Here is a 12,858-nt window from a genome sequence, read left to right as displayed (position 1 = left end):
TGTATTACAAATACGATCGTCCACGTCAATGGATTAACTCTGGTGGTTTAGGCACCATGGGTTTTGGTTTGCCTGCAGCCATGGGTTGTTTGATGGCATTCCCAGATCAACCGGTCGTTTGTATTACTGGCGAAGCCTCAATTCAAATGAACATCCAAGAATTGTCAACCTGTTTGCAGTACAACTTGCCTGTCAAGATTTTAAACTTGAACAACCGTGCTTTAGGTATGGTTAAGCAATGGCAAGATATGCAATACGAAGGCCGTCATTCTAATTCTTATATGGAGTCTTTACCTGACTTCGTTAAGTTAGTTGAAGCTTATGGGCATGTTGGCATGAAAATTACCGATCCTAACGAATTAGAAAGCAAAATGCGTGAAGCGTTTGCTATGAAAGATCGTTTAGTGTTTATGGATGTTTATGTTGACCAATTTGAACACGTTTATCCGATGTTGATTGCTAACCAATCTATGCGTGATATGTGGTTGTCGAAAACGGAGCGTACTTAATCATGCGCCATATTATTTCTGTATTAATTGAAAACGAAGCGGGCGCATTGTCACGTTTAGTCGGTTTGTTTAGTCAACGTGGTTACAACATCGAAACCTTAACCGTTGCACCAACTGACGATGCTACTTTATCGCGTTTAACCTTAACCACATCAGGTGATGACCATAAAATTGAGCAAGTCACCAAACAACTCAACAAATTAGTTGAAGTGGTGAAAGTGGTTGATCTCAGCGAAGGCGACCATATTGAGCGTGAATTAATGCTCATTAAGGTCAAAGCGACTGGTGCAATTCGCGCTGAAATTAAACGTACTGCTGATATTTTTCGTGGTCAAATTGTTGATGTTACCTCAACAACTTATACCATTCAGTTAGCAGGTACATCTGACAAACTCGATGCCTTTATCGAAGCTTTATCCGAAACCACGATTTTAGAAGTGGTACGCAGTGGCGTGTCTGGTATTGCTCGTGGCGAGAAAGTGTTAAGTATTTAATGTTACTCCTCCCTCTTATTAAGGGGGAGGTTGGGAAGGGGGATTTTAGACCCCACCCTGACCCTCCCCTAAATTAGGGGAGGGAATATATTCACCCCAATCAGAAAGCAGCAAGCTTTCTTAGTTTTTGTTGAGGAATTCTCATGCAAGTTTATTACGATAAAGATGCCGATTTATCTATCATCCGTGGCAAAAAAGTGACTATCGTTGGTTACGGTTCTCAAGGCCATGCTCACGCACAAAACTTAACAGATTCTGGTGTTGACGTGACTGTTGGTTTACGTAAAGGCGGCGCAAGCTGGGCTAAAGTTGAAAAAGCTGGCATTAAAGTTGCCGAAGTTGCTGAAGCTGTAAAAAGCGCAGACGTTGTAATGATTTTGTTGCCAGACGAAAACATTCCAGAAGTTTACCGTAACGACATCGAGCCAAACATCAAGCAAGGCGCAACTTTAGCGTTTGCTCATGGCTTTAACGTACATTACAACCAAGTTGTACCACGTGCTGACTTAGACGTTATTATGGTAGCTCCAAAAGGTCCTGGCCACACTGTACGTTCTGAATACTTAAAAGGTGGCGGTGTACCAAGCTTGATTGCTGTTTACCAAGACAAGTCTGGTCAATCTAAACAAATCGCTTTATCTTATGCTGCTGCTAACGGCGGTACAAAAGGTGGCGTTATTGAAACTAACTTCCGCGAAGAAACCGAAACTGACTTGTTTGGTGAACAAGCTGTATTGTGTGGTGGCGCAGTTGAATTAGTAAAAATGGGCTTCGAAACATTGACTGAAGCAGGTTATGCTCCAGAAATGGCTTATTTTGAATGTTTACACGAATTGAAATTGATTGTAGACCTCATGTATGAAGGCGGTATCGCTAACATGAACTACTCTATTTCTAACAATGCTGAATACGGTGAGTACGTGACTGGCCAACGTGTTATTAACACTCAAGCCCGTGAAGCAATGCGTGAATGTTTACGTAACATCCAAAACGGTGAATACGCAAAACGCTTCATTTTAGAAGGTCGTACAAACTACCCAGAAATGACCGCTCGTCGTCGTTTAAATGCTGATCACCCAATTGAGAAAGTTGGTGCTCAATTACGTGCGATGATGCCTTGGATTCACAAAAACAAATTAGTTGACCAAACTCGCAACTAATTAAGTCGCATGACGACTAGCATTGTTTCAAAAAGATAATGCTAGTCTGTTTTTGGAAAAGCGTACTGCAAAATAGTACGCTTTTTTTATGTTTTGCTGCTTATAAGGTCAACAGCTCCTAAGATGTGTGGCGTATAATTCATGACGTACGCATGTTTTGTGAGCATAAAACCGTTAAAAATGGTTTAAATGCGAATAAATAAGCGATAACCGTGTAAGTCCTAAACTGACTCAATTATGTTTTTAGCAGTAAATTATGAATACCTCAGAAAATATCTCCGCAGAGCAAAGTCCTCAAACCACCAAAACCTTAACAGCGTTATTGGCTGAATCTTTGCAAAGCAAAAAAGAAGCGACTAATTATCCACAGCCAAATAAAGATCGTTTTAGCCAACGTCCCAGCAGACCGCCACATGGCACACGTCGTTCTATGGGTAAACGTTAAAGTTTTTTAGTGATGGGATATAAAAACACAGACAAGCTAACAAGACGTGAAAAAGTAACACAGATCTAATGAAGCCTCGCTCTTAATTTACTAAGAGCGAGGCGTACATGATTATTGAATGGGAATACGAATACCCACACTAATAGCGTTGTAGTCATCCATGTATTGAATAAAATCGGCACCTAAACGAATACCATTTTTGATGGCAAAATCAGCACCAGCACCATAAGAAAATGTATGGGTAAATCCTGTGTCATCTGCTTTGCCAGCTGATGAGGCAGATACATCTATATATGTGCCACCTAATAAGCCATAAGCAGTGATGCTTTTGCTAATTTGTAGTTGTGGTTTTAAAAAAATACTATAAAAACTGTCAACTTTGATGTCATATTTAACATTACCCGTTGCAACATAGGTATCCCCACCAGTACCAAAAGCAGCTTGTGCTTCTACGGCAAGAGACTTATTAATTTCAGTGCCAGCACGTAAGCGAATGGTGTCAGGGTTAACGTCTGTATTTCTTTGAGTAAAAGTACCCAATTGATAATCAATGCCGACATAAGGTTTTTCGGCGGCCAAAATAGGGGTGCTGATAGCAGCAGCTAATAAAGCAACAGTGAGGCGTTTCATTGTTCTTCCTGCATGTTGTTAGTGGTAGTTCCAAAGTGGAGACAAACGAAATTATTGATAACGAAAATGTTAAAAACCATTAAAATCGTCAGCCTTAAAAGTTATAGCGATAATTTGCAAAAAATGGCTTATTGTCAAGGCAAAGATTTCACAAAATACATATAAGCTTGGTTTATTGTACACTATGCGCTAATAATCGTCTTAAAATGATTGAATAAGGTCAAAATTTTTTATGAAAGCTTCTATAAATGCGAGTACTGCACGTCTGTTAATTACTTGTCCTGATAAAGCAGGAATTGTCAGTGCAGTATCGAATTTTCTCTATAATCATGGTGCAAATATCACCGCTTTAGACCAATACTCCACAGCACCTGAAGGTGGCACATATTTTATGCGTTTGGAGTTTCAAACGCCGCATTTAGATTTATCTAAACAAGTATTAGCTCAGACTTTTGAAGAAGCTGTTGCTAAACGCTATAACATGACTTGGCAGTTAAGTTATGCCGATGATGTCAAAAAAATGGCGGTATTAGTGTCTAAATATGATCATGCTTTATTAGAGTTATTGTGGCGTTGGTCGCGCGGTGGTTTGCCTTGCCAAATTACTGCGGTGATTAGTAACCATGCAGATTTGCAAGAATCTGTTGAACGTTTTAATGTGCCATTTCATGTGGTACAAGTGACTAAAGACAATAAACAAGAAGCAGAAGCACAAATCCAAGCCTTGCTCAAAGATAATGACTTAGTGGTGTTAGCGCGTTATATGCAGATTTTGAGCGCGGAGTTTGTCAGTCAGTGGCCACATAAAATTATTAATATTCATCACTCGTTTTTGCCAGCTTTTGTGGGCGCAAATCCCTATCAACAAGCTTACGATAAAGGCGTTAAATTAATTGGTGCAACCGCGCATTATGTGACGGCTGATTTAGATCAAGGGCCTATTATTGAACAAGCGGTTGAGCGAGTGTCCCACGGTGATAATGTCGAGACCTTACGCGAGTTGGGTGAAGATGTAGAGAGAAATGTGTTGGCGCGTGCGGTGCGTTGGCATTTAGAGGACCGTGTGATTGTCCATGGCAATAAAACCATTGTTTTTGCGTAAATAAATTATGACCAATCATTTATGGGCGGATAAACGCTTTTGGGTATTGTTGACCTTGTATATGGCGCAAGGTTTACCAACAGGCATTTTTAGTCAGGGGCTACCTGCCATTTTGCGTAGTTATGATGTGTCGCTCAAAGTGATTGGTTTTACCAGTTTATTAGCGATTCCGTGGGCATTAAAATTTTTGTGGGCGCCCTACATTGATAAATATTATTCAACACGCATAGGCCAATCACGAACATGGATTTTGCCCATGCAGTTGTTATCTATGTTGCTGTTATTGGCGATTGCTTTTTTTGAGCCAAAAAGTTTGGCTACACAACAAGGTCTTATTTATTTTTTGGCATTGATGTTTTTGCTCAATTTGGTGGCAGCTAGTCAAGATGTGGCCACAGACGGCCTAGCGGTACGCAATCTTAACTATGAAGAACGTAGTTGGGGTAATGGCCTACAAGTGGCTGGCTATCGTTTAGGGTTGATTATTGGTGGTGGCTTTTTATTATATTTAGTCGGCGTTTGGCAGTGGCAAGCGGCATTTTTGTTGATGACCGCATTACTTTTGCTGATTTCTTTGCCGATTTGGTTTTATAAAGAACACGCTAAACCCAAAACAGCCAAAGAAAACCATGATGTTAATTATCATCAAGTATTCATCAGTTTTATGGCGCAAAAAGGTTTTAAACCGTGGCTTGGCGTATTAATCACTTATAAAGTGGGTGAAAGTTTAGGCTCGGCGATGGTTAAACCGATGTTTGTTGATATGGGTTTAAAGCTTGAGCAAATTGGTTTATTTGTCAGTGTCATTGGTTCGGTGGCAACGCTGTTAGGTGCAGCCTTGGCAGGATGGTGGGTTAAACGTTTAGGGCGTTATTTATCATTACTGTATTTTGGTGTGGCTCAGGCTTTTGGTGTAGCGTGTTATGCCTATTTGTCGTGGCAATGGCAAGAGCATCAACAAGTGGTATTGTGGCAAATTTATGCCATTAACGCGATTGAGCATTTTATGAGTGGTATGGCAATTGTCGCTTTATTGGCGGCAGTGATGGACTATGCTCGACATCAACATGCAGGCACAGACTTTACCATTCAAGTGAGTATTTTAACGATTTTTGGTGGTTCAGCGAGTTTGGCAGCAGGATTCTTGGCGCATAGTGTTGGTTATACCGCTTATTATTTAATATCTGCGGCATTAGCTTTAGTGTTTTTATGGCCTGTGGTGTTGTGGGGACGTTGGTTAAAGGCTTAGAGAAATCCATCGCTCTGTAAAAGAGAGAGTTTTTAGTAGGATAGGTTGAGGAACGAAACCCATCAAGCATCTTGATAAATAATGGGTTTCCTACGTCAACCCATTCTACGATTTTTTTTGACGAGAAAATTGGCTAAAAGCCTGCGAAAAGAGAAAACGATGACTTTAGAAATTAAACATCAATTAGATGCGCGTGGTTTAAACTGTCCAGAACCTGTGATGATGCTACATAAAATCGTTCGTCAAATGCAGGCAGGAGAGCTGTTAGCAGTTTATGCCACAGACCCCTCAACACAACGCGATATTCCTAAGTTTTGCCAGTTTTTACGTCATCGTTTGGTAGAACAAACCGTACAAGATAATGGCGAGTTTTATTATGTAATTGAAAAGGGTAACTAAGACCACAGTTTTTTGAGTCGCTTTAAACTACTATTTAACCGCCAATTTAATAAGCCACAAGCCACGCCTAAACCAACGACCAAACCCACCCAAAAGCCGTAAACACCTAACGCTTGGCCATGCCATAATGGCCACATGGCTAAGCCATAGCCAACAGGCAAAGCTACAATCCAATAAGCAATCAGCGTCATAATCATTGGGCTACGCGTATTTTGAATGCCCCGTAAACAACCTGCTGCACCCACTTGTAAAGCATCAAAAATTTGATAAGCCGCGGCAAATAACAATAACTCCGCAGCAATTTTTTGCACTTGGCTGTCGGGCGTATATAAACGTGTAATGTAATCACTACAAAAAATAATAAACAACGCAGAACAGCAAGCAATCGTTGTCGTGGTGATAAAGCCAACTTGTCGTGTTAATAAAATGCCGTGAATATCTTTGCGACCATAAGCCTGACCGACGCGAATGGTCATGCTAATCGCTAAACTTAATGGCACCATAAACAGCATCGAAGTCACTGATAAAGCCACCTGATGAGCTGCTACAAACAATTCACCTAAAGGGCTAACCAACACCGCAATACATGAAAATAAACTTACTTCAAAAAAAATCGCTGCACCAATCGGCACACCTAATTTGCTAATTTGCCAAATGGTGGCTAAATGGGGTTTAAAATAATGCTGTAATAAACGGGTTTGTTTAAAGGAATTTGACCATAACACATAAGCCAACAAAACCAACATCATTGCTGTCATGACAATAGCAGTAGCCCAACCACAACCCGCACCGCCCATTTTGGGAATAAACCACCAGCCATAAATAAATGCATAGTTGGCAGGAATGTTTAATAAAATCCCTAAAAGACTAATCAACATAATCGGTTTGGTGTGGCCTAAAGCTTCGCTATAAAAGCGTAATACGCAAAAAATGGCTACCGCAGGCATGCCAAAAGACACCCCCTGTAAATACAGCTCAGTTTTGGCTTGTAAATGGGCTGGCACATCTAATAAAGGAAAAATAAAACTAATATGTTGAATAACCAACATCCCCAACAAACCAATGCCTAAACCCAACCATAAGGCTTGGTGAGTAATGCGTGGAATCTCGCTAAATTGTTTTGCTCCATAAGCCGCAGCAACTAAAGGGGTGGTGGCCATGACAATGCCCGAAATTAATAAAAATAATGGCAGCCAAACACTAGAGCCAATGGCCACTGCTGATAAGTCTAAAGGGGAAACTTGGCCAGCCATCACCGTATCAATAAAACCATAGCCCGCTTGGGCAAGTTGGGTGATTAAAATCGGCGCCATTAGGGTTTTGAGTGCAGTTAATTCATCACGCCATGTAGAGTTTTGCATTAATCGGCACGTCCATTATAAAACCATGTATTTTTTGGACTTAAAACCAACTCTTCTAAAAATTGTGGAAAGTTAATTTGAGTCTGTTTTTGCCAAATTAACGCTTGCTTCCATACCTCATCAAATTCGGCTAACTGTTTATTTTTAAAGGCAAAGACAATTTCATTGCCACTTTGACATTTTAAGGTAATGGTTTTTTCATTAAAGCTACGGTGGATGCGGTCAAGATTACGGCGAAAATAGGCATCTTTACGCCACAAGTTGACGACTAACACGCCTTGTTCATGTAACGCTTGATAACAGTATTGGTAAAATTGTTCGTCAAAAGCATCAGGCATTCCTTCACCATCATAAGCATCCAATAAAATCACTTGGCAAAAATCAACTTTGTTTTGCACATAAATTGCACCATCAGCCTCTAACACTTTAAAGCGTTTGTTATTAGCAGGTACTTGAAATAATTGCCGATGACTAATCACGTCCGCGCTGATTTCAACCGTCGTTATTTTGCTATCGGGTAATTGTTTATAACAAAATTTGGATAAAGAGCCACCGCCCAAACCAATTAATAGTAAGTGGTCAATTTGTTCATACAAAGGTAAAAAAGCCATCATTGCTTGAGTGTATTCAAACTCTAAAGCAAAAGGATCACTTTTGCGCATCACACTTTGAATCGCATCATGATTAAATTGAAGGGCAATCGTGTTCTTGGTTTCAAAAGTATAAAGTTCAGTTTTTTTATGCATAAGAAATCAGGTTTGGCCTAATATGACTTGTAACTTGGCACGATAGTCTATTACGTTAAAGGAGAGTTTGCAGGATACTGCAATCATAGACACAAGTATAACATTGTTCAGAGGTGTAAAATGTCAAACTATGCAAGCACAGTCACGCCAGTAGGTACAGCTAATATTCCCGTACGTCGTATGGACTTTGAATTTGATGATGCAATTCCCAAATATTGGTTTGATAATAACCCCATGCTGACCATGTTATTAACGGGTTTGTCTTGTGTGTTTCCTGAGGGCGAACGGATGTTTATGCGTGCGGTGCGTCATTATCAAGACCAAGTGACAGACCCTGTGTTGCAAAAAGAAATTCGCGCTTTTATTGGTCAAGAAGCTCATCATGGCAAAGAGCATCAAGCGTTTAATGAATTTATGGCACGTAAAGGTTTACCTATTGCCCAAATTGATCAATTTGTAAAAAATGCGATTGCTTTTGAAGAAAAAAATCTTTCTAAGCAACGTATGTTGGCCAAAACCTGTGCTTTAGAACATTTTACTGCGATGTTTGCCGAAATGATTTTGGAGCATCCCGAATTTTTAGATGGTATTGATGAGCGTTTAAAACCATTATGGTTATGGCATGCAATTGAAGAGAGTGAACATAAAGCTGTTGCTTATGATGTTTATCAGGCGACGGTAGGTAATTATTGGACGCGCACCAGTGAAATGGCGGCAACTACGATTTTATTTAGCTTTTTTACAGGTTTACATACCGTTCAATTATTAAGAGCCTCTGGTGAACAACGTAATATTAAGGCTATAGCCAAAGGTTTAAATAAATTGATTGGACGCAAAGGCTTTTTTAGGGGAATGTTGCCACATTATTTGGCTTATTATAGCCCTAATTTTCATCCTAATCAGAGAGATAGTACTGAGCTAAGAGAAAAAGGTTTAACTTTGTTGAAGCAATATTTAGGTGATAAAAAATCATTGGCAGCTTAATAGATAAGCGTTAATCTACAGGCGGGAATTTCCCGCCTTTTTGTTTTTATAAGAATAACGAAGGACGCATTGCTGTTAAATAATTGCGTCAGTCCAAAAAGAAGAGTGTTAATAATGAGTGCTGCACAATTTCCTGAACGCCATATTTTTACCCCTATTGTGATTGTTGGTTCTGGTTTTGCGGGCATTGGCACAGCCATTCGTTTGCAGCAAAAAGGCTTTAATGATTTTTTAATATTAGAGCAAGCCAATAACTTTGGTGGAACATGGCGCGATAATACTTACCCTGGTGCTGAGTGTGATGTGCCTTCTCATTTATATTCTTTTTCTTTTGAACCCAATCCCCATTGGTCTAAAGCCTTTGCTCCCCAAAAAGAAATTCAAAAATATTTATTACATTGTGCGCAAAAACATAAACTTGCTTCTAAAACTTTATTTAATGCCGAAGTAGTCAACGCCAGTTTTAATGAAACAAAAGGTGAATGGACAGTGACTTTAGCTGATGGTTGTACGGTACGCTGTCGGTTGTTAATTATGGGCAATGGTGGTTTAAGCAAGCCAAGCTATCCTGTCATTGAGGGTCAACAAAGCTTTCAAGGTAAGATCATGCACACTGCACGTTGGCATGAAAGCTTTGATTATGCAGGTAAAAAAGTGGCTGTGATTGGCACAGGTGCGAGTGCGATACAATTGATTCCTGAATTGGCCAAAACAGCAGCGCAAGTAGTGGTGTTTCAACGAACTCCTGCATGGGTGATGCCTAAATGGGATACGCATTTTTCGGCACATTTACAACAAGAATTTGCCGATCATCCTAATTTACGCAAAGCCTTACGTTATGGCATTTATTGGGGGGCAGAAGCCATGTCGATGGCTTTAATTTGGAATAGCCCACTGGCAAAAAGTATGCAATGGTTGGGAGAGTTGCACTTAAAAACCATTAAAGACAATACCTTGCGTAGCAAATTAACCCCAGATTATAAAGTGGGCTGTAAGCGGATGCTGATTTCTAATGATTATTATCCAGCGATGCAGCGTGATAATGTTCAGTTAGTAACCAACGGTATAAAAAAGATAGATAGCACAGGCATTCATAGTCAATTAGGCGAACATTATCCTGTTGATGCCATTGTGTATGCCACAGGTTTTCAAGTCAATGTTGCAGGTAGTCCATTTCCAATCACAGGCTTAGATAACCGTCAGTTAATGACGGAATGGACAACAGGTAGTGAAGCCTATAAAGGCATTAATATTAACGGTTATCCTAATTTGTGTTTATTGATGGGGCCAAATACGGCAGCAGGGCATACCTCAGTATTAGTCTATTTAGAAGGACAAATAGAATATGTCCTCAACTACACCAAAACCTTGTTTGATCTTTCGTTTAAATATTTAGATATTAAAAAATCAGCACAAGATAGTTTTAATAAAATGATTCAACGTCGAATGAAATATACCGTTTGGACAACAGGCTGCCAGAGTTGGTATTTAACCAAAGAAGGTAAAAACTCAACCCTATGGCCGGGTTTTTCGTGGGAATATCGTTTACGTACTGCCTTTTTTAATCATGATGATTATGAGCGAGTCGGGGCAAAATATCAAAAAGGTGTGCGTACCAAAAAACAGAAAATCATCACATAATCTTAACAAATAATCATGTTAAGCTGAGTTTTATTTCTTTTTCATGGACTTAGTGTATGAACACATGGTTGTCCTCATCACAAAATGCGCGTTTTCTGTCCTTTGTGCTAGTAGCTATTGGTTTTATAGTTGCTGTCAAATTAGGGTTATTAGTACCGATTTATGCTGGATTATTAGCCTTTTGTTTGGTTACGCGCTTTTCGGACAAAATAGTTGATGAGCGGATTCGCTCAATTCGCTCAAAATGGATAGCAACAAGCTTGGTCACAGCGTTAGTCGTGTTAGTGTTGGTTGGCGCAGGAGCAGGTATTCATGCGATGCTCAAAGCAACCACCGATGTCCATGAGTTAATGATTAAAATGAGTGAAATTTTACATTCAGCACGCTCATGGTTACCTGAAAAAATCAGTAATGCTATTCCACAACAAAGTGATTTATTAACAAAACTCAGTGATTGGTTGCGTACCCATGCTACTGAAATTGGCACCTTTGGTTTAGGGGCATTAAAAGGCATTGGTTTGGCTTTGTTTGGCGTGTTATTAGGGGCGTTAATTGCGGTCAGTGATGCCACACGCTCAAGTAGTTTTGGCACTGTGACACAAAACTTACTCAATCAGGTGATAGCTCTACGTGAGTCATTTTGGCGGGTGGCAATTGCCCAAGTTAAAATATCTGCTTTAAATACTACATTAACAGGTATCTATTTGGCGGTAGTTTTGCCCATGTTTGGTGTACAGTTGCCTTTAATTAAAACGCTAATTGCCGTAACGTTTATCGCAGGTTTATTACCTGTGGTTGGTAATTTAATTTCTAATACCGTCATTACCATTATTAGTTTAAGTCATTCTTTTGCGGTGGCGGTAGCGGCATTAGGTTTTTTAATTGTGGTGCATAAATTAGAGTATTTTATTAATGCGCGTATTGTTGGCACACAAATTAATGCCAAAGCATGGGAAATTTTATTGTGTATGATGGTCATGGAACGATTGTTAGGTTTGGTAGGTGTAGTTGCAGCTCCAGTTTTTTATGCGTGGCTTAAAGCGGAATGGCATAGATGGGATCAAGTACAACAAAAGCCCAGTAATTTGCACCAGTTATAATAATCTGTGTAAACAAGACTAGCTCAGAGGGCGCGAATCGTGTATTTTGCGCCTTTTATTTTTAGAGCTTTGTACTCAGAAGCTCTGTTTTAATCAGGGGCTGTTATAGCCTGAGATATTTAGGAATGTCGTTCAATGAATAAATTATTATTAGCTGCCAGTATCAGTGCCGCCGTTTTATTAGCTGCTTGTGATGGCCCAAAACCACCCCCAAAAAAATTAGAAAGTGAAGATGCTAAAGCAGCTTACAGTATTGGTTATATGACTGCTAAATCAATGTCTAATCAAGTGCCTAATTTAGATGCAAAAAGCTATAACAAAGGCTTTCAGGACGCTTATGCCAAAAAAGAGCCTGCTATTAAAGAAGAGGACATGAAAACGATTTTGATGGCTTATGAGCAAAAAATTCGTGACTCTTATCTTGATAACGCGCGGAGTGTTTCTGCAAAAGTATATGTTCCGCTAGCTATTGCGTTATCGAGCTTAGTGAGGTCTTATTCTGAATTTCGTTCTCATATCGACTTTGATAAGGGCACCGCTCCAGTTGGGTCTATTAACCGTTTTAAAAGCGCATGCAAATCGTTTGAATCGGTCCTGCAAGACCTGTTCCAGAGAGGGGCGTCCGCATATTTGACTATCGCGCTCGAAAAAGAGCTGTCTTCATTCTCATCATTCCTTCAGATATCTTTAGAATCTAATTCTATTTCGAAAAAATTCACGTTGTCACCTAAATTCTACGGTAGCTCAGGAAGCTTCAATTTTTCTTTCCATGATATGGAGACAGGGCGTCGCCCGTTATCCTATAATTTAGCTAAGGTTCTATCATATGTAATTCCAGTAATTCCCGTGCCTGGAGTCTATTTTTCTATAGAAGAAGAAAATATATCAAGCCCGATATACTCAAGAGATTTTGAGCTTCGTTTCCAAAAAGATACGTTGTTAATAAATGCTTTGATAAAAGAGGTCAGGGGAGATCTCTCCCTTTTCACTTATTGTCTGCGGGAGCTCCTCTCCCTCCTCCGTGCGGAAGGCGTCCCC

At 39.8% G+C, this 12,858-nt stretch carries 14 protein-coding genes; 11 read left to right on the top strand and 3 right to left on the bottom strand.

Annotated elements, in window-relative coordinates:
* The 4 genes from Q0212_RS05190 to Q0212_RS05175 all read left to right on the top strand — a co-directional run.
* The coding region (locus Q0212_RS05190; protein ID WP_297923218.1) for a thiamine pyrophosphate-dependent enzyme at positions 1–509 on the top strand (509 nt) is incomplete at its 5' end.
* A gap of 2 nt (positions 510–511) precedes the next feature.
* On the top strand, positions 512–1,003 hold the full coding sequence (gene ilvN / locus Q0212_RS05185; RefSeq protein ID WP_297923215.1) for an acetolactate synthase small subunit: 492 nt from the start codon (positions 512–514) through the stop codon (positions 1,001–1,003).
* Between the two features lie 143 nt (positions 1,004–1,146).
* Entirely contained in the window at positions 1,147–2,163 is a 1,017-nt protein-coding gene (gene ilvC / locus Q0212_RS05180) for a ketol-acid reductoisomerase (protein WP_297923212.1), read from the top strand.
* A 256-nt stretch (positions 2,164–2,419) separates the two neighbouring features.
* A complete protein-coding gene (locus tag Q0212_RS05175; RefSeq protein ID WP_297923207.1) occupies positions 2,420–2,608 on the top strand; it encodes a hypothetical protein in 189 nt (62 codons plus the stop codon).
* 111 nt (positions 2,609–2,719) lie between these two features.
* Here Q0212_RS05175 and Q0212_RS05170 read toward each other — a convergent pair whose 3' ends face one another.
* Complete coding sequence (locus Q0212_RS05170; protein WP_297923204.1) at positions 2,720–3,238, bottom strand: porin family protein; 519 nt, start codon at positions 3,236–3,238, stop codon at positions 2,720–2,722.
* A gap of 232 nt (positions 3,239–3,470) precedes the next feature.
* Between Q0212_RS05170 and purU the strand changes: the two genes are divergently transcribed.
* From purU to tusA, 3 genes are all read left to right on the top strand, one after another.
* A complete protein-coding gene (gene purU / locus Q0212_RS05165) occupies positions 3,471–4,340 on the top strand; it encodes a formyltetrahydrofolate deformylase (protein WP_297923201.1) in 870 nt (289 codons plus the stop codon).
* 7 nt (positions 4,341–4,347) lie between these two features.
* Positions 4,348–5,589: an MFS transporter gene (locus Q0212_RS05160; RefSeq protein ID WP_297923198.1), complete on the top strand. Its 1,242-nt coding sequence runs from the start codon at positions 4,348–4,350 to the stop codon at positions 5,587–5,589.
* Between the two features lie 159 nt (positions 5,590–5,748).
* Positions 5,749–5,988 carry a sulfurtransferase TusA gene (tusA, locus tag Q0212_RS05155; RefSeq protein WP_297923195.1) on the top strand — a complete coding sequence of 80 codons (240 nt, stop codon included), beginning with the start codon at positions 5,749–5,751 and terminating at the stop codon, positions 5,986–5,988.
* Here tusA and Q0212_RS05150 read toward each other — a convergent pair.
* Both Q0212_RS05150 and Q0212_RS05145 read right to left on the bottom strand, forming a co-directional pair.
* On the bottom strand, positions 5,985–7,349 hold the full coding sequence (locus tag Q0212_RS05150) for an MATE family efflux transporter (protein WP_297923192.1): 1,365 nt from the start codon (positions 7,347–7,349) through the stop codon (positions 5,985–5,987). The genes tusA and Q0212_RS05150 overlap by 4 nt on opposite strands.
* Complete coding sequence (locus Q0212_RS05145; RefSeq protein ID WP_297923189.1) at positions 7,349–8,095, bottom strand: hypothetical protein; 747 nt, start codon at positions 8,093–8,095, stop codon at positions 7,349–7,351. The genes Q0212_RS05150 and Q0212_RS05145 overlap by 1 nt, the downstream gene beginning before the upstream one ends.
* A 120-nt stretch (positions 8,096–8,215) precedes the next feature.
* On the opposite strand from Q0212_RS05145, the gene Q0212_RS05140 reads away from it, so the two are divergent.
* The 4 genes from Q0212_RS05140 to Q0212_RS05125 form a co-directional block, all read left to right on the top strand.
* Positions 8,216–9,079, top strand: coding sequence for a metal-dependent hydrolase (locus Q0212_RS05140; RefSeq protein WP_297923187.1), 864 nt, complete (start codon positions 8,216–8,218; stop codon positions 9,077–9,079).
* Positions 9,080–9,193: 114 nt separating this feature from the next.
* Positions 9,194–10,720, top strand: a complete 1,527-nt coding sequence (locus Q0212_RS05135) for an NAD(P)/FAD-dependent oxidoreductase (RefSeq protein WP_297923184.1) — start codon at positions 9,194–9,196, stop codon at positions 10,718–10,720.
* A gap of 56 nt (positions 10,721–10,776) precedes the next feature.
* Positions 10,777–11,820 carry an AI-2E family transporter gene (locus Q0212_RS05130; protein WP_297923181.1) on the top strand — a complete coding sequence of 348 codons (1,044 nt, stop codon included), beginning with the start codon at positions 10,777–10,779 and terminating at the stop codon, positions 11,818–11,820.
* A gap of 135 nt (positions 11,821–11,955) precedes the next feature.
* Positions 11,956–12,858: FKBP-type peptidyl-prolyl cis-trans isomerase N-terminal domain-containing protein (locus tag Q0212_RS05125; protein WP_297923178.1), on the top strand; the 903-nt coding region annotated here is incomplete at its 3' end.

Source organism: uncultured Agitococcus sp. (assembly GCF_937920075.1).
Taxonomy (GTDB): Bacteria; Pseudomonadota; Gammaproteobacteria; order Pseudomonadales; family Moraxellaceae; genus Agitococcus.
This window is presented reverse-complemented; position numbering and strand designations above follow the sequence as displayed.